This is a genomic window from Collimonas sp. OK412 (assembly GCF_900112135.1).
In the GTDB taxonomy this organism is placed as follows: Bacteria; Pseudomonadota; Gammaproteobacteria; order Burkholderiales; family Burkholderiaceae_D; genus Collimonas; species Collimonas rhizosphaerae.
This window is the reverse complement of sequence record NZ_FOLC01000002.1, coordinates 135,888-153,135: the sequence shown is the minus strand read 5'-3', so window position 1 is coordinate 153,135 and position 17,248 is coordinate 135,888. Positions and strand designations below refer to the sequence as shown.

Here is a 17,248-nt window from a genome sequence, read left to right as displayed (position 1 = left end):
ATCACCAATGAATGTAATTATGTTTTATTCCAGCAAATACGATAATCTATGTATTCAGAACAACACTTGTGCACGGTGGGAACAAATGGGAGCCAATCGATATATCAAGCTGATGCCGGATATGGCGGTGTTTGTCCGGGTAGTGGAAACCGGCAGCTTTTCGACCGCGGCGCAGGAGCTCGGCATGACGCCCTCGGCGGTGAGCCGCCAGGTATCGCGTCTGGAGCAGGCATTATCTGTCAGATTACTGGAACGCACCACCCGCAAGCTGCGCCTGAGCGAGTCCGGCAGCGAGGCTTACCAGCGCTGCCTGGAGATGGTGGGCGCGGCCAAGGCGGCGATGGAAGTCGCCGACAAGTTCGTGGCGGTGCCGCAGGGACTGCTGCGGGTCGGCATGCCGAAAGCCTTCGGCAAGGGCGTGGTGACGCCGTTGATTCCCAGTTTCCTGGAAAAATATCCGCAAGTCGATGTGCAGCTGATACTCACCGACCGCCACGTCGACCTGATCAACGACGACGCCGACCTGGTGATCCGCATCACCAGCCAGCCGGCCGACGGCCTGGTGGCGCGGCCGCTGATGTCGATCGACCAGGTGCTGTGCGCCACCCCCAGCTACCTGGCCCAGCACGGCACGCCGAAACAGCCGCAAGACCTGTGCAGCCATAGCTGCCTCTATCTTGGCGAAAATCCCGGCGATTCCGACTGGCACTTCATGCGCCAGGGAGAAACCACCATCATCAAGGTGCGCGGCCGTTACGTGGTCAACCACAGCGAAGCGCGCCTGGACGGCGTGCTGCAGAACCTGGGCATCGGCTGCCTGCCCTACTTCATCGTCCGCAACGCGCTTGAGCAAGGGCTGGTCAAAGCCGTGCTCACCGATTGGGAATTCATCGCCGCCTACCAGGGCACGGCTTTCATACAATACCTGCCGACCCGCTACCTGGCGCCCAAAATGCGCGTCTTCATCGACCACCTGGCGACCCACATGGAAGCCGACCTCAAACCCCTGGACCGGCGGCGCCTGGCATCCGATAAATGAGCAAGGCCGCCATCCGCAGGCTGCTCCTGGCGACGGCCGGCCTGGTCTGCTGCTACGGCCTGCCGCTTGCCCGCTGCAACGCACAGCAAGTCGTGGTCGATACCGGCCACACGACGGAAAACCCCGGCGCCGCCGGCCCCGGCGGCATCCGTGAATTCGACCTCAACCGGCAATTCACCGTCGCCCTCGGCAAGGCATTGCAGGCAGAAGGACTGGACGTGGTCGATGTCGCCGCGTCAGGATCGCCGGTTTCCTTGCAAGCGCGCACCAAAGCCAGCGCCAAGGCGGCGCTGTTCGTCTCCATCCACCACGATTCGATGCAGCAAGCCTGGCTGGACGCGGGCCGGAGCCGCGAATTCTCCGGCTACGCCCTGTTTGTTGCCGCCGGCAAGTCGCATTATGCGCGCAGCCTGGACTGCGCCAAAAGCATCAGCCTGCGCCTGCAAGACATCGGCGAACACCCTTCGCTCTATCACGCCACGCCCATCCGGGGCGAAAACCGCCCCTTGCTTGACCGCCAGCTGGGGATCCATCGCTTTGACGACCTGGTGGTGCTGAAAACCGCCGAGTCGCCGGCGCTGCTGATCGAAATCGGCGTGCTGGCCAATCCCGACCAGGAACCGCGCCTGGCCTCGCCGCAGTTTGCCGGCAAGGCTGCCCGCGCCGTCGCCGCCGGCATACGGCAGTGTTTGCCGGCGGCGCCATAAGAGCATGCAGCTGGCGGACAGCCGGCAAAATTCAACCCTGCCTGCGGCGGCATTCTTCGACAAAAGCCAGCAAGGCGGGATCGCGCAGCGCGCATACCTCGAACAGGCCGAGTGCATCCAGCGCCGCAAGCGCCTCGGCCATGTGCTGCTCCGCTTCCTGGCGGCGGCCCGGCGCCGCTGCCGGATCCAGGAAGGTGCGGGCATTGGCCAGGAAAGCGCCGACAGTGCCCTTGCGCACGACGGTGCCGTTGAAATCACCGCTATCGATATGGTTGGGAAGCAGGTCTTCTGCTCGCATGGTTGTGCTCCATTAATTTAAGAAAGGAGTGCCCAGTATGCGGTGCAAAAAATGGCCTGGCTTGTGTTGTTAAGCCATAATATGTCGCATGCAAGCCAAACCACAAACCCTGCTCGATCCCGCCCGCGCCGACGGCCAAGACGGGCCGCAAGTCATCGCGGTGCATTGCCGCAGCGACGATTTTCGCGCCACGCCGCTCCATAGCCATGCGCGCGGCCAGCTGATCGCTGCGACCGGCGGTTTGCTCAGCATCGATACCGGCGACGAACGGCTGGTGGTGCCGCCCAGCCACGCCGTCTGGATCCCGGGCCATCAGCCGCACAGCCTGCGCTCGCACGGCCCCTTCGACGGCTGGAGCGTTTATGTCGCGCCCGCCGCCTGTGCCGGTCTCCCGCGGCAAGCGCTGGTGCTGCAAGTCTCTGGCCTGCTGCGGGCGGCCGTGTTGCGAGCCGCAAGCTGGTCCGATACCCTCATGCCCGATGCAATGCAAGCGCGCGTACTGGCCGTCATCCTCGATGAAATCGCCAGCCTGCCGCGCGCAAGACTGGCGTTGCCGCTGCCGGCGGAACGCCGCCTGAAAAAAATCGCCCAGGCCCTGGCCGACAATCCGGCGGACCAGCGCAGCCTGCAGCAATGGGCTGAGTGGGCTGCGATTGCGCCCAGGACGTTGACCCGTCGCTTCGCCGCCGAAACCGGCATGCCGTTTTCCGAATGGCGCCAGCGTGCACGGCTGATGCGCGCCCTGGAACTGCTGATGGCGGGACAGCCGGTGACCGGCATCGCGCTTGATCTCGGGTATGACAGCCTGAGTGCATTCATCGCCATGTTCCGGCGCTCGCTGGGCGTCGCCCCGAGCAAATACCTGTCTGCAAAAAACAGCGTAGCCTGAACCGGCATCGAGCACGGGAAGCGCAGCAATTTTTACGCCGCGTTTACAAGCCCGCCAGTCCTTTTTAGAGAATCTTTACGTCCCGCCTGCTAACCTGTAGTCACCTAAACGACCAGTAGATACCCTCTATGAATCAGGTAATTCCAGCAGCATGGCGTTTCTCTTCGCTTCCCGCTGCCGTCTCGAAAAAAATCCAGGCCCCTGCCTTGCCCTTCCCTTCGCATTCGTATCGCCAGCCGACTCTCCCGATCCACAAAGATTTCATGATGCGCATCACCGTGGATGCCGCCTCGGTCGCCGAGTTGCGCCGCATCATCGTCGGCACCTGCGGCGACCTGATGATCTACATGCGCGTCAAGCCGGTCGACCACGCCAGCAAAATGAAATTCTGGCTGTGCCTGAGCAAGGGCTCGATCGACGCCGTCATCGGCAACATCATGCGCGCCTTGCCGCAGGCGGAATTCGGCCGCATCACGCCATTGCTGCCGGCATGAGCATGGCTACTGCCCCCACATCATTCCAACCTCTACTGAAAACAGAACATCATGTCCATTTTTGAAGGCATCTGGGTTCCCCTCGTCACACCTTTCCGCCAGGGCAAGCTTGATCTCTACGGCGCGCAGCAACTGGCCCTGAATCTGTCCGCTGCCGGCGTGCATGGCCTGGTGGCATGCGCCACCACCGGCGAAGCCGCCACCCTGAACGAGCATGAACAAGACAAGCTGCTGTGCGGCGTGATGGAAGCGGTGCAAGACCGCTGTCCGGTGGCGATGGGCATCGGCGGCAGCGACACGCGCGCGGTGACCGAGAAAATCGAGCGCCTGAACGCCTTGCGCCCGGCCGCTTTCCTGGTTTCGGCGCCGTCCTATGTGCGGCCGTCGCAAGAAGGCATACGCCTGCATTTCGAAGCGCTGGCCGCGGTCGCCGAGAGCCCGCTGGTCCTGTACAACATCCCGGCCAGGACCGGCGTCAATATCGATGTCGCTACCGTGAGCGCGCTGGAACAGCATGCCAATATCGTGGCGATCAAGGAAAGCAGCGGCAACCTGGCCCAAACCATGGAACTGATCAACCGCACCAGCCTGCGTGTCCTGTGCGGCGACGATTCCTTGCTGTTCAATATGCTCTGCCTGGGCGGGCACGGCGCGATTTCCGCCGCGGCGCACATACGGCCCGACCTGTTTGTGCATTTGTTCGAACTGGTGCGCGCCGCCCAGCTCGGTTCGGCGCGCGCCCTGTTCAAGCAGCTGCTGCCGATGATCCAGCTGCTGTTCTCGGAACCGAATCCTGGTCCGGTAAAGGCAGCGCTGGCCATGCAAGGCCAGATACAGGACGAACTGCGGCTGCCGATGACACGGATGTCGGCGGCGGGCCGGGTCAAGCTGGCCAGGGCGCTGGAAAAACTGATGACGGTGCCGGTTGCCGGCAAGAGCGCGCAGCCGGAATCGGCCGTGCGCGGCAAATCCCGGCTGCTGGGCCTGGTGAGATGAGACGCTCTGTCCTTACCGGCGGCCGATTTCCACGCAATACTTGCAAAAAATGCTTGATGCGTGTCCAATCGCCTTATGAAAATTTCCCCTGCACTCCCCATATGGTCCATTGCCGCTCCGGTCGCCGGCTGGCTCCTGCTCGGCGGCGCGAGCTTTAATCCAGGCGGTTTTTACACGATATTGCTGGTGATCGGCTTGCTCGGCAGCGTGCTGGCGGCGGTGTACCACGCCGAGGTCGTCGCGCACCGGGTCGGCGAACCTTACGGCACGCTGGTGCTGGCGCTGGCGGTGACCCTGATCGAAGTGGCGCTGATCGTCTCGCTGATGCTGGCCGGCGGCGAAGAAACCACGGGCCTGGCGCGCGATACCGTATTTGCCGCCATCATGATCATCCTCAACGGCATCGTCGGCATCTGCCTGCTGGTCGGCGCCAGCCGCCACAAGGAACAGAGTTTCGGCTTGCTGGGCGTGAGCGCTTCGCTGGCGACGCTGGCGGCGATCGCGGTGCTGACGCTGGTGCTGCCCAACTACACCTCGAGCGCCGCGGGCCCGTTCTACAGTCCCAGCCAGCTGGCGTTCATCGCCGTCATCTCGCTGATACTGTACGGCACCTTCGTGCTGGTGCAGACCGTGCGCCATCGCGATTACTTCTTGCCGGAAGAAGCTGTCAACGATGAAGATGTCCACGCGGCGCCGCCATCGGCCAAGGTGGCCGCGCTCAGCGGCGGCTTGCTGCTGGTTTGCCTGGGAGCGGTGGTGCTGCTGGCGAAATCGCTGGCGCCGGCCCTGGAAACCGCGGTGGCGAGCGTCGGCGCGCCCAAGACCCTGGTCGGCATCATCATTGCCGCCGTGGTGCTGCTGCCGGAAGGACTGGCCGCGGTGCGCGCGGCGCGCGCCAACCGCCTGCAGACCAGCCTCAACCTGGCGCTGGGTTCGGCGCTGGCCAGCATCGGCCTGACCATTCCGGCGGTTGCCATCGTTTCGCTCACCACCGGCTGGACCCTGTCGCTCGGCCTGGACGTCAAATCCACCGTGCTGTTGCTGCTGTCTTTCATCGTCGCCACGCTGTCGCTCGGCACCGGCCGCACCACGGTCATGCAAGGCACGGTGCACCTGGTGATTTTTGCGGTTTACCTGTTCACCACCATCGTTCCCTGAACCAATCCCGGAACCGGCCAGCCAGTTCCGGGTTTTCCGCACCAACCGGTATCGTTTTTTGCAGCGGCCCCAGGGTCGCCGCATAGCGCAGCACCATGCTGGTGCGCTTATCCTGCACCAAAATCCCCTCTCACCAAATATGGGCGCCGCGCGTCTCGCCGGCGTCGATATTGCTTCAGATTCAAGTCGTTCTCCCCGAATCCGGCGCATGGCGCCGTCCCGCCTCTCTGGCATGCATTCTGCTAATGCCATTGTGTAATCGGCGCATCCCCGCACCAGATTTGCCGCAGGCTTTCTTTGCTCGTGCTTTTTCTGTTTTTTATCGCTCATAACCGGAGGAGAAATTCATGTCACGTCGCACCCTTCTGAAAGCTACCGCACTCGGCGCTTTCGCCCTGGCCGCCAGCTCCTGGCTGCCGTCTGCATTTGCCGCGGACACCATCAAGGTAGGCATCCTGCATTCGCTGTCGGGCACCATGGCGATCTCTGAAACCTCGCTGAAGGATGTGGCCCTGATGGCGATCGAAGAGATCAACGCCAACGGCGGCGTGATGGGCAAGCAACTGGAGCCGGTGGTGGTCGACCCGGCTTCCAACTGGCCGCTGTTCGCCGAAAAGGCGCGCCAGCTGATTTCGCAGGACAAGGTGTCGGTGGTGTTCGGCTGCTGGACCTCGGTTTCGCGCAAATCGGTGCTGCCGGTCTTCAAGGAACTCAACAGCCTGCTGTTCTATCCGGTGCAGTATGAAGGCGAAGAGCTGGAGAAGAACGTGTTCTACACCGGCGCCGCGCCTAACCAGCAAGCGATCCCGGCCACCGAATACCTGATGTCGAAAGAAGGCGGCGGCGCCAAGCGCTTCGTCCTGCTCGGCACCGACTATGTCTACCCGCGCACCACCAACAAGATCCTGCGCTCCTTCCTGCACAGCAAGGGCGTAAAGGATGCGGATATCGACGAAGTCTACACGCCGTTCGGCCACTCCGATTACCAGACCATCGTCGCCAACATCAAGAAATTTTCCGCCGGCGGCAAGACTGCAGTGATCTCGACCATCAACGGCGATTCCAATGTGCCGTTCTACAAGGAACTGGGCAATGCCGGCCTGAAAGCCACGGACGTGCCGGTGGTAGCGTTCTCGGTCGGTGAAGAAGAATTGCGCGGCGTCGACGCCAAGCCGCTGGTCGGCCACCTGGCCGCATGGAATTATTTCGAGTCGGTGAAAAACCCGGTCAACACCGCCTTCATCAAGAAATGGAAAGCCTACGCCGTCGCCAAGAAACTGCCGAATGCCAGCACCGTAGTCACCAACGATCCGATGGAAGCGACCTATGTCGGCATCTACATGTGGAAACAGGCCGTGGAAAAAGCCAAGTCCACCGACACCGACAAAGTGATCGCCGCCATGTCCGGCCAGAAATTCAAGGCCCCGTCCGGCTATGAACTGGAAATGGACGCCACCAACCATCACCTGCACAAGCCGGTAATGATCGGCGAAATCAAGGCTGACGGCCAATTCAACGTAGTCAACAAAACCAAGACCACGATCCGCGCACAGCCCTGGAGCCCGTACATCCCAGGCAACGAAAGCAAACAAAAACTCTGACCGTAGCGGCATCAAGGCTGTTGGTTTTGACGTTGCTGTTGTAGTTGTTTTTGACGTTGGGGTTGCTTTTGACGTTGCCGTTGCTTTTGAATTCCGCATTGGGACGTTGCCAAATGAGACAGCGGTCAGCCGGGAATTGTGGGAAGACATGTTTGAGCGAAGCGAGTTTGTCTTCCCACCCGGCTGACTGCTGGCTCATTTGGGGACCTGACCGAAGGGAAGGCAACGGCTTTGCGGTCGCCTTTTCTTTGCTTACTTTCTTTTGGCGAAGCAAAAGAAAGTGAGCGGCTGCCGGGCCGCCCCCGGCTTGCATCCACGGAGTAGCTACCGTTTTAATCAACGACAAACGTTCACCGCATGCCACCGAATGTACTCCGTAGCCCGTTAAATGGGGTCAGAGTAATTTTCGCAAAAGGCGCGAAAAAAAACTCTGACCCCATTTAACTACCGTCCCGTAATGCCAAGGCAGGAAAAATCGGCTCGCAAACAGACTAATGAAAATCTCAAGAAAAATTCTTCTCATTGCAAGTTTGTGCCTGCACACCGCGCTGGCGCACGCCAGGATCGATCCGGCGCTGCTCAAGCCGCTGGCCGGCGACGATCCCGATGCACGCATAGCCGCAGTCAACCAGATCGCCGCACTGGCCAACGACGACGCACTAAAGATCCTGAACGCGCTGAACACCGACGCCCTGTACGCCCGCCCCGACGGCACCATACTGATCGTCGACGACACCCAGGCATTCAACCCAGCCACCGACCAGGCCTCGCCCGCACCCGACGACGCCGAAGGCATCAGCGTCAACAACCGCCTGCGCGGCGTAGTGGAAGGCGCCCTGTCCGGCCTGAAACTGTTTTCCGCCAACCGCAACCAGCGCATTGCCGCCGCCACGGAACTGATAAAAACCGCCGACCCGGCGCAAATCCCGCTGATCAGCAAAGCCCTGCATCAGGAAAGCGATCCCGAAATCCAGGCCATCCTGCAACAGGTGATCGCCACCGCCAACCTGCACTCGCCCGAAGCCGCCACCCGCAAGGCCGCGGTGCAAACCCTGGCCGGCAGCACCAACGCCAACCTGCGCCCCGCCCTGCAAAACCTGCTCGACAAGAACCCGGACGGCAGTTATGTCGAGCCGGATCCGGCGGTACGCATCGAAGCAGTGCGCACCCTGGGCGTGCTGGACCGCCACCTGGCGACGGTCGATTTCATCGGCAAGGTGTTCTACGGCATCTCGCTCGGCAGCGTGCTGCTGCTGGCCGCGCTCGGGCTGGCGATCACGTTCGGCCTGATGGGCATCATCAACATGGCGCACGGCGAACTGCTGATGATAGGCGCCTACACCACCTATGTCTGCCAGCTGCTGTTCCGCCAGTATTTCCCGGGCGCGCTGGACGGCTACCTGCTGGTCGCGCTGCCGGCCGCCTTCATCGTCACCGCCGCGGTCGGCATCGTGCTGGAGCGGCTGGTGCTGCGCTGGCTGTACGGCCGGCCGCTGGAAACCCTGCTCTGCACCTGGGGCATCAGCCTGATGCTGATGCAACTGGTGCGTTCCATCTTCGGCGCGCAGAACGTCGAAGTCGCCAATCCCAGCTGGATGTCGGGCGGCGTCACCGTGCTCGGTTCGCTGGTGCTGTCGTATAACCGCATCGTGATCATTTTCTTCGCGCTGGCCGTGGTGCTGGCGGTGTGGCTGATCCTGAACAAGACCCGGCTCGGCCTGTTCGTGCGGGCGGTCATGCAAAACCGCCGCATGGCGTCCTGCGTCGGCGTCTCGACCGGCAAGATCGACATGATGACTTTCGGCCTCGGCTGCGGCATCGCCGGCCTCGGCGGCGTGGCGCTGTCGCAGCTGGGCAATGTCGGGCCGGACCTGGGCCAGGGCTACATCGTCGACTCCTTCATGGTGGTGGTGCTGGGCGGCGTCGGCCAGCTGGCCGGTACCGTGATCGCCGCGTTCGGCCTGGGCGAAGTCAACAAGTTCCTGGAGCCGGTGGCCGGCGCCGTGCTGGCCAAGATCGCGATCCTGGTCTTCATCATCGTCTTCATTCAAAAACGCCCGCAAGGCCTGTTTGCGCTGAAAGGCAGGAGCGTCGAATGAGCAGCGCAACCCTACCGGTTTCCCAGCAGATCGCCGCCACCAGGACGCCGTTGTTTTCGCGTCCGGCATGGAGCGGGATCATTTTCTGCAGCGTGGTCCTGGCCCTGCTGCCGGTGCTCAACCTGGCCTTCCCTGCCGGCCATGTATTGCACATTTCCGGCTACACGGTAGCCCTGGTCGGCAAGTTCATGTGCTACGCCATGGCGGCGCTGGCGCTCGACCTGGTATGGGGCTACACCGGCATCCTGTCGCTCGGCCACGGCGTATTCTTTGCACTGGGCGGCTACGCCCATGGCATGTACCTGATGCGGGCGATCGGCCGCGACGGCGTCTATCAAAGCAACCTGCCCGACTTCATGGTGTTCCTCGACTGGAAAACCTATCCCTGGTTCTGGTCGCTGACCGACCATTTCTGGTACTGCATGGCGCTGGTGGTGCTGGTGCCGGGGGTGCTGGCTTTCGTGTTCGGTTATTTCGCCTTCCGCTCGCGCATCAAGGGCGTGTATTTCTCGATCATCACGCAAGCCATGACCTTCGCCTTCATGCTGCTGTTCTTCCGCAACAACACCGGCTTCGGCGGCAACAACGGCTTCACCGATTTCAAGCGCATCCTGGGTTACTCCATCACGGCGCCGTCGACCAAGGCGGTGCTGTACCTGATCACGCTGGCCTTCCTGCTGGGCGCCCTGCTGCTGTGCCGCTGGATCGTCACCTCCAAGCTCGGACGGGTGCTGCAGGCAGTGCGCGATTCCGAATCGCGCCTGATGTTCATCGGCTACAACCCGCTCTGGTTCAAGCTGTTCGTGTGGACCTTGTCGGCGGTCCTGTGCGGCATTGCCGGCGCCTTGTACGTGCCGCAAGTCGGCATCATCAATCCGTCCGAGATGTCGCCGGCGAATTCGATCGAAATGGTGATCTGGGCCGCGGTCGGCGGCCGCGGCTCGCTGCTGGGGCCGATCATCGGCGCCTTCTCGGTGAACGGCCTGAAGAGCTGGTTCACCGGCGCCTTCCCCGACCTGTGGCTGTACGCGCTCGGCTTGATTTTCATCCTGGTCACGCTGTTCATGCCGCAGGGGATCCTGGGCCTGGCCGACAAGCTGAAGAGCAAATTCAAGAGCGGCAAGGAGAGCGCATGAGCCAGATCTATAACCCGGCGCAGCCATCCGACAAGGTCGATAACGCCCTGCACGCCGACTACGGCACCTCGTATGCGCGGATCAAGCCGGAAGGCGTCGACACCACCCACGGCGCCATCCTCTACCTGGAAAACATCACGGTTTCCTTCGACGGTTTCAAGGCGCTGAACAACCTGAACCTGGATATTTCGGTGGGCGAACTGCGCTGCATCATCGGCCCCAACGGCGCCGGCAAGACCACCATGATGGATGTCATCACCGGCAAGACCCGGCCCAGCGCCGGCACCGCTTTCTTCGGCCAGAGCATCGACCTGACCAAGCTGACCGAATACGACATCGCCCACGCCGGCATCGGCCGCAAGTTCCAGCGGCCGACGGTGTTCGAACAGCATACCGTGTTCGAGAACCTTGAGCTGGCGATGAAGATGGGCAAGCGCCTGACAGTCCGGACCACCTTGTTTTCGCGGCTGAGCTCGGAACAGGTCGACAAGATCGACGCTTGCCTCAGGCTGATCCGCCTCAACGGCAACGAGCGGCGACTGGCCGGCCTGCTGTCGCACGGCCAGAAGCAGTGGCTGGAAATCGGCATGCTGCTGATGCAGGAACCGCAGCTGCTGTTGCTGGACGAACCGGTGGCCGGCATGTCGGATGCGGAAACCGCGCGCACTGCGGAACTGCTCAATGAATTGCGCGGCAAGCACTCGATCATGGTAGTCGAGCATGACATGGGCTTTGTCGCCGAGATCGCGCAGGAGGGCAAGGTCACCGTGCTGCATGAAGGCGCGGTGCTGGCAGCCGGCAAGATGTCGGAAGTGCAGGCCGATGAGCGCGTGATCGAAGTTTACCTCGGGCGCTAGAAGACTATGCTGAACGTTGAACAACTGAACCAGTATTACGGCTCCTCGCATACCCTGCGCGGCGTTTCGCTGTCCCTGGAAAAAGGCAAGTGCCTGGCTCTGCTGGGCCGTAACGGCGTCGGCAAGACCACCCTGCTGAAGTGCCTGATGGGCGTGCTGCCCAGCGCCAGCGGCAAGGTGACGCTGGAAGGACGCGACATCACCAGCCTCAAGCCGCACCAGCGCGCCGCGCTTGGCATTGCCTATGTGCCGCAGGGACGTGAAATCTTTGCGCGCCTGTCGGTGGAAGAAAACCTGCTGATGGGCATGGCTACCAAATCGGGCAAGAAGGCGTTGCTGATCAAGGACGAGGTCTATGAACTGTTCCCGGTGCTGAAGGAAATGCTGCAGCGGCGCGGCGGCGACCTGTCCGGCGGCCAGCAGCAGCAACTGGCGATCGCGCGCGCCTTGCTGGCGGAACCTAAGCTGATCATCCTGGACGAACCGACCGAAGGCATCCAGCCCTCCATCATCAAGGATATCGGGCGCGTGATCCGCCTGCTGCGCGAACGCGGCGACATCGGCATCCTGCTGTGCGAACAGTACTTCGATTTTGCGCGCGACCTGGCGGACAACTTTGTCGTGCTGTCGCGCGGCGAAGTGGTGGCCGCCGGCAGCCAGGACGGCATGGATGACGACAGCGTGAAACGGCACTTGGCGGTATAGTGCTCCATGGATAACTTGACCGTCCAGCCCATGCCCGCTAGCGCCGAGACCGCCCTGCCTGCGGCCCTGTCCGAGCCAATCCATCGCGCCGGCAACCAGGCATGGCTGTCGCTGCGCTTTGGCGACGACCGCGGCACCACGCGGCTGCTGGAGCGCGCCCACTACGGTCCCTTGCGCGTGCAGAAGGCGCTCTATCCGGAACATCCATCGATCTGCCACGCCATCATCGTCCATCCGCCCGGCGGCGTGGTCGGCGGCGACCAGCTTGCCGTCAAGGCCAGCGTCGGCGCAGCCGCCCACGCCTTCCTCACTACGCCCGGCGCGGCCAAGTGGTACCAGGCCAACGGCAAGCTTTCGCGGCAACAAGTCCGGCTGCAGGTTGCCGATTGGGCAACCATGGAATGGCTGCCGCAAGAAACCATTTTTTTCGACCGGGCCGAAGTCGCGCTGGAACACCAGGTCGAGCTGCAAGGCGAAGCCCGCTACATCGGCGGCGAGATCCTGTGCTTCGGCCGCACCGCCTCGGGCGAAACATTCAACAGCGGCCGCATCTCGCAGCAGACCAGTATCCGCCGCGACGGCAAATTATTGTGGTTCGAACAAGGCACGCTGAGCGGCGCCAGCCCAGCCATGCATAACCGCCTGGGATTGGCGGGCTGTACCGTGTGCGCCACCCTGGTGGCGGCCGGCAAGCCGTTTTCTCCGGGCTTCGTGCAACAGTTGCGCGAACTCTCGAACCAACTGGCGGGAGACCGCGCCAGCGTCGGCGTCACGCAGGTGAAATCGGTCCTGGTGCTGCGCCACCTGGGCCACTCCAGCGAACTGGCGCGGCAGTGGATGATGCTGGCCTGGCAGCTGGTCCGCCCGCAAATGCTGGGGCACGAAGCATTGATACCGCGTATCTGGAACACCTGAATCAACGAATCAACGAACCGACATCACCTCCGTCATCGAAAAGAAAGAACAGTCACATGGACCTGACGCCAAGAGAGAAAGACAAGCTGCTGATCTTCACCGCCGCCCTGCTGGCAGAACGGCGGCTGGCGCGCGGCCTCAAGCTGAACTATCCGGAAGCGGTAGCCTTGATCAGCGCCGCCATCATGGAAGGCGCGCGCGACGGCAAGAGCGTCGCCGAACTGATGTCCTACGGCAGCCAGATCCTGACGCGCGCCGACGTGATGGACGGCATCGCCGAAATGATTCCCGACATCCAGGTCGAAGCCACCTTCCCGGACGGCAGCAAGCTGGTCACCGTGCATCACCCTATTCCCTAACCCGCGCCGGAGCCACCATGATTCCAGGAGAAATGCAGATCCAGGGCGGCGACATCGAACTCAATGTCGGCCGCCGCTGCAGCAGCGTCACTGTCGCCAACAGCGGCGACCGGCCGATCCAGATCGGTTCGCACTTTCATTTTTACGAAGTCAACCCGGCCCTGCTGTTCGAGCGCGAGGATGCCTACGGCATGCGGCTCAACATAGCCGCCGGCACCGCGGTGCGCTTCGAGCCGGGCCAGAAGCGCACGGTGGAACTGGTGGAGCTGGCGGGCGACCGCATCGTCTACGGCTTCAACGGCAAGGTCATGGGTGCATTAACGAAACGAGCAAAATCATGAGCAAGATCGCAAATGAATAAAATTACAAGACATGCCTACGCCGAAATGTACGGCCCCACCACCGGCGACCGCATCCGCCTGGCCGATACCGAGCTGTTCATCGAAATCGAAAAGGACTACGCCACCTACGGCGAAGAAGTGAAATTCGGCGGCGGCAAGGTGATCCGCGACGGCATGGGCCAGTCGCAGCGCATGCATAAGGACGTGATGGACACGGTGATCACCAATGCCGTGATCATCGACCACTGGGGCATCGTCAAGGCCGACATCGGCATCAAGGGCGGCAAGATCGCAGCCATCGGCAAGGCCGGCAACCCGGACATCCAGCCCGACGTGACCATGGTGATCGGCGGCGCCACCGAGATCATCGCCGGCGAAGGCAAGATCGTCACCGCCGGCGGCATCGATTGCCATATCCATTTCATCTGCCCGCAGCAGATGGAAGAAGCCTTGATGAGCGGCGTCACCACCATGCTCGGCGGCGGCACCGGCCCGGCGGCAGGCACCGCCGCCACCACCTGCACGCCCGGCCCCTGGCACCTGCATGCGATGCTGTCGGCGGCCGACGCTTTCCCGATGAACCTGGGGTTCCTCGGCAAGGGCAACATCAGCCTGCCGGGGCCGCTGGAAGAACAGGTGCGGGCCGGCGCCATCGGCCTCAAGCTGCATGAAGACTGGGGCTCGACCCCGGCCGCCATCGACAACTGCCTGAGCGTGGCCGACCGCATGGACGTGCAGGTCGCGATCCATAGCGACACCCTGAACGAAGGCGGTTTCCTGGAACACACGCTGGCCGCGTTCCAGGACCGCACCATCCACACCTTCCATACCGAAGGCGCCGGCGGCGGCCATGCGCCGGACATCATCGCCGCGGTCGGCAACAGCAATGTGCTGCCCTCGTCCACCAACCCGACCCGGCCGTTTACCGTCAACACGCTGGACGAGCACCTGGACATGCTGATGGTCTGCCATCACCTGGATGCGGCGATTGCCGAAGACGTGGCGTTTGCCGAATCGCGCATCCGGCGCGAGACCATCGCCGCCGAAGACATCCTGCACGACATCGGCGCCATCAGCATGATGTCGTCCGATTCGCAGGCCATGGGCCGGGTCGGCGAGGTCATCATGCGCACCTGGCAGACCGCCCACAAGATGAAGGTCCAGCGCGGCAAGCTGGCCGAGGACAGCGGCAGCAAGGCTGACAATTTCCGCGTCAAGCGCTATATCGCGAAATACACGATCAATCCCGCCATCACCCATGGCATTTCGCATGTGGTGGGCTCGATCGAAGTCGGCAAGATTGCCGACCTGGTGCTGTGGAAGCCGGCTTTCTTCGGCGTCAAGCCATCCACCATCCTGAAAAGCGGCATGATCGCGGCCGCCCAGATGGGTGATCCGAACGCCTCTATCCCGACGCCGCAGCCGGTGCACTACCGGATGATGTTCGGCGCCTACGGCGGCGGCCTCAAGACCTCGCTCACCTTTGTTTCGCAAGCGGCGTTCGACGACGGCATAGGCGAACGCCTGAAGCTGAACAAGCCGGTAGTCGCGATCAAAGACGTGCGCCACCTGCGCAAGCACCACATGATCCATAACAGCGCCACGCCGCACATGGAAGTCAATCCGGAAACCTATGAAGTGCGGGCCGACGGCGAATTGCTGGTGTGCGAACCGGCCAGCATATTGCCGCTGGCGCAGCGTTATTTCCTGTTCTGATTCAATTTCGACGAAAGCAAGATGTTAATCCTCAACACAAAAGTAGAACGCGCCGACCTGATCCATGGCGAACTGGTCTTGCCCTATGAATTGCGCGAGAAGAGTCGCCTGCGGGCAGCGCTGTCCAGCGGCGAAGAAGTCGGCGTATTCACGGTGCGCGGCACCGTGCTGCGCCATGGCGACCTGCTCAAAGGCAGCGACGACAGCGGCCAGGAGCGCGTGGTCAAGATCATGGCGGCTGCCGAAGCAACCTACCGCATCGAATGCGCCAGTCCGCACGCCTTGCTGCGCTGTGCTTTCCACCTGGGCAACCGGCACACCCAGGCGCATGTCGGCGACGGTTTCCTGCGCATACGCAAGGATCCGGTGCTGAAGGAAATGCTGCAGGGCCTGCAAGCCACGGTCACTGAAGAACTGGCGGCGTTCGAGCCCGAATCGGGAGCCTATGGCGGCGGCCATCACCACCAGCACGACGGCTTGCTGGCGCCGGTGCCGCTGCGCCAGAAAATCCATCGCCCCGGCGACGAGTCCGGCACCTGAGTTCCGCGCACAAGATGAACGCGACCGCGCTGCTCCACCTGCTGCAACTGGCCAGTCCGTCGCTGCCGATCGGCGCCTACAGCTATTCGCAGGGGCTGGAAACGGCCATAGACAAGGGCTGGGTCAAGGATTCGGAATCCGCGCGCGGCTGGATCTGCAACAACCTGCAGCAAGTAGTGGCGCTGTTTGAGGCGCCCGTCTTGTGGCGCCTGCTGCAAGCGTTCGAAGGCCGCGACGGCGCCGCGGTTGCGCTGTGGACTGAACGTTTCATCGCAACCCGCGACACCGCCGAATTCCGCGCCGAAACCATACAGATGGGATATTCGCTGGGCAAGCTGGCGATCGAACTGCAGGTAGGCGATGGCGCCTTGCTGGCGATCTTGCAGGCCCAGCCGGAACTGCCGCTGCCGACCGCCTACGCCTACGCCGCGGTAGCGCTGCAGGTGCCGCCTGAAGCGGCGCTGCTGGGCATGCTGTTTTCCTGGGCGGAAAACCAGGTGCTGGTGTGCGTCAAATCGATACCGCTGGGCCAGGTCGCCGGCCAGCGTTTGCTGTTGTCCTTGCAGACAGAACTGCAGCTGGCTGCACAGCAAGCGCAAGGACTGGCCGACCATGAATTGTCGAACTGGGCGCCTGGCCTGTCGCTGCTGTCGATGCAGCATGAAGAACAATACAGCCGCCTTTACCGCTCCTGAAACCAAGCATTCAATATTTTTAAGCGAATCTCAACATGACCACTTCCTCAACATCCAATCCACTCCGCGTCGGCATCGGCGGCCCGGTCGGCTCCGGCAAGACCGCGCTGTGCGAAATGCTGTGCAAAGGCATGCGCGACCGCTACGACATGGCGGTCATCACCAACGACATCTACACCAAGGAAGACATGGAGATCCTGCTGCGCGCCGACGCCTTGCCGGCGGAGCGCCTGATGGGCGTGGAGACCGGCGGCTGTCCGCACACCGCGATACGCGAAGACGCCTCGATCAACCTGGAAGCGATTGCGCGCATGAGCGCCGACTTTCCCGACCTCGACCTGATCCTGCTGGAATCCGGCGGCGACAACCTGGCGGCGACCTTCAGCCCGGAACTGTCCGACCTCACCATCTACGTGATCGACGTTGCCGGCGGCGAAAAAATCCCGCGCAAGGGCGGCCCCGGCATCACCCGTTCCGACCTGCTGATCATCAACAAGACCGACCTCGCCCCCTACGTCGGCGCCAACCTGGATGTGATGGCGCACGACGCCAAGAAGATGCGCGGCGAACGGCCGTTCATTTTCACCAACCTGCGCAGCGGCGACGGCGTTGAGCAAGTGATCGCTTTCATCCGCGAGCAAGGGTTGCTTGATCAATCTAAATAAGCAGCCTAAATAAGCAACCTAAATGAATTCTTCAAATA

Annotated in this window: 19 protein-coding genes; 18 read left to right on the top strand and 1 reads right to left on the bottom strand. The window is 62.4% G+C overall.

Annotation, left to right across the window (positions count from 1 at the left end; genetic code table 11):
• Positions 1–85: 85 nt before the first annotated feature.
• Together BM062_RS03210 and BM062_RS03205 are read left to right on the top strand one after the other, a co-directional pair.
• Positions 86–1,039, top strand: a complete 954-nt coding sequence (locus BM062_RS03210) for a LysR family transcriptional regulator (RefSeq protein WP_217647557.1) — start codon at positions 86–88, stop codon at positions 1,037–1,039.
• Positions 1,036–1,746: an N-acetylmuramoyl-L-alanine amidase gene (locus BM062_RS03205; protein WP_092393041.1), complete on the top strand. Its 711-nt coding sequence runs from the start codon at positions 1,036–1,038 to the stop codon at positions 1,744–1,746. Before BM062_RS03210 ends, BM062_RS03205 begins: the two co-directional genes overlap by 4 nt.
• A 31-nt stretch (positions 1,747–1,777) precedes the next feature.
• Here the strand turns inward: BM062_RS03205 and BM062_RS03200 are convergent, their stop codons facing one another.
• A complete protein-coding gene (locus BM062_RS03200; RefSeq protein WP_092393038.1) occupies positions 1,778–2,044 on the bottom strand; it encodes a hypothetical protein in 267 nt (88 codons plus the stop codon).
• Positions 2,045–2,132: 88 nt separating this feature from the next.
• On the opposite strand from BM062_RS03200, the gene BM062_RS03195 reads away from it, so the two are divergent.
• The 16 genes from BM062_RS03195 to ureG all read left to right on the top strand — a co-directional run bounded on the left by BM062_RS03195 (position 2,133) and on the right by ureG (position 17,210).
• Complete coding sequence (locus BM062_RS03195; RefSeq protein WP_092393035.1) at positions 2,133–2,933, top strand: AraC family transcriptional regulator; 801 nt, start codon at positions 2,133–2,135, stop codon at positions 2,931–2,933.
• Positions 2,934–3,061: 128 nt separating this feature from the next.
• Positions 3,062–3,427: a hypothetical protein gene (locus tag BM062_RS25860; RefSeq protein ID WP_254784883.1), complete on the top strand. Its 366-nt coding sequence runs from the start codon at positions 3,062–3,064 to the stop codon at positions 3,425–3,427.
• A gap of 51 nt (positions 3,428–3,478) precedes the next feature.
• Positions 3,479–4,423, top strand: coding sequence for a 4-hydroxy-tetrahydrodipicolinate synthase (gene dapA / locus BM062_RS03185; protein WP_092393032.1), 945 nt, complete (start codon positions 3,479–3,481; stop codon positions 4,421–4,423).
• Positions 4,424–4,498: 75 nt separating this feature from the next.
• Positions 4,499–5,581: a calcium:cation antiporter gene (locus tag BM062_RS03180; protein ID WP_092393028.1), complete on the top strand. Its 1,083-nt coding sequence runs from the start codon at positions 4,499–4,501 to the stop codon at positions 5,579–5,581.
• A gap of 347 nt (positions 5,582–5,928) precedes the next feature.
• On the top strand, positions 5,929–7,182 hold the full coding sequence (gene urtA / locus BM062_RS03175; RefSeq protein WP_092393025.1) for an urea ABC transporter substrate-binding protein: 1,254 nt from the start codon (positions 5,929–5,931) through the stop codon (positions 7,180–7,182).
• A 494-nt stretch (positions 7,183–7,676) separates the two neighbouring features.
• Entirely contained in the window at positions 7,677–9,281 is a 1,605-nt protein-coding gene (gene urtB, locus BM062_RS03170; RefSeq protein WP_092393023.1) for an urea ABC transporter permease subunit UrtB, read from the top strand.
• Entirely contained in the window at positions 9,278–10,417 is a 1,140-nt protein-coding gene (gene urtC, locus BM062_RS03165) for an urea ABC transporter permease subunit UrtC (protein WP_092393021.1), read from the top strand. Before urtB ends, urtC begins: the two co-directional genes overlap by 4 nt.
• Positions 10,414–11,274 carry an urea ABC transporter ATP-binding protein UrtD gene (urtD, locus tag BM062_RS03160; protein WP_092393019.1) on the top strand — a complete coding sequence of 287 codons (861 nt, stop codon included), beginning with the start codon at positions 10,414–10,416 and terminating at the stop codon, positions 11,272–11,274. Before urtC ends, urtD begins: the two co-directional genes overlap by 4 nt.
• Before the next feature lie 6 nt (positions 11,275–11,280).
• Complete coding sequence (urtE, locus tag BM062_RS03155) at positions 11,281–11,979, top strand: urea ABC transporter ATP-binding subunit UrtE (RefSeq protein WP_092393016.1); 699 nt, start codon at positions 11,281–11,283, stop codon at positions 11,977–11,979.
• 6 nt (positions 11,980–11,985) lie between these two features.
• A complete protein-coding gene (locus BM062_RS03150) occupies positions 11,986–12,894 on the top strand; it encodes an urease accessory protein UreD (protein ID WP_092393012.1) in 909 nt (302 codons plus the stop codon).
• Between the two features lie 56 nt (positions 12,895–12,950).
• Positions 12,951–13,253 (top strand): urease subunit gamma, encoded by a 303-nt coding sequence (locus BM062_RS03145; RefSeq protein WP_092393009.1) that lies wholly within the window; start codon positions 12,951–12,953, stop codon positions 13,251–13,253.
• Positions 13,254–13,270: 17 nt separating this feature from the next.
• Positions 13,271–13,594: an urease subunit beta gene (locus tag BM062_RS03140; RefSeq protein ID WP_092393005.1), complete on the top strand. Its 324-nt coding sequence runs from the start codon at positions 13,271–13,273 to the stop codon at positions 13,592–13,594.
• Between the two features lie 12 nt (positions 13,595–13,606).
• Positions 13,607–15,310, top strand: coding sequence for an urease subunit alpha (gene ureC, locus BM062_RS03135; RefSeq protein ID WP_092393002.1), 1,704 nt, complete (start codon positions 13,607–13,609; stop codon positions 15,308–15,310).
• Between the two features lie 21 nt (positions 15,311–15,331).
• Positions 15,332–15,850, top strand: coding sequence for an urease accessory protein UreE (gene ureE, locus BM062_RS03130; RefSeq protein WP_092392999.1), 519 nt, complete (start codon positions 15,332–15,334; stop codon positions 15,848–15,850).
• A gap of 14 nt (positions 15,851–15,864) precedes the next feature.
• Positions 15,865–16,545, top strand: coding sequence for an urease accessory protein UreF (locus tag BM062_RS03125; RefSeq protein WP_092392996.1), 681 nt, complete (start codon positions 15,865–15,867; stop codon positions 16,543–16,545).
• A gap of 35 nt (positions 16,546–16,580) precedes the next feature.
• Complete coding sequence (ureG, locus tag BM062_RS03120) at positions 16,581–17,210, top strand: urease accessory protein UreG (RefSeq protein WP_092392993.1); 630 nt, start codon at positions 16,581–16,583, stop codon at positions 17,208–17,210.
• The last annotated feature ends 38 nt before the right edge of the window (positions 17,211–17,248 follow it).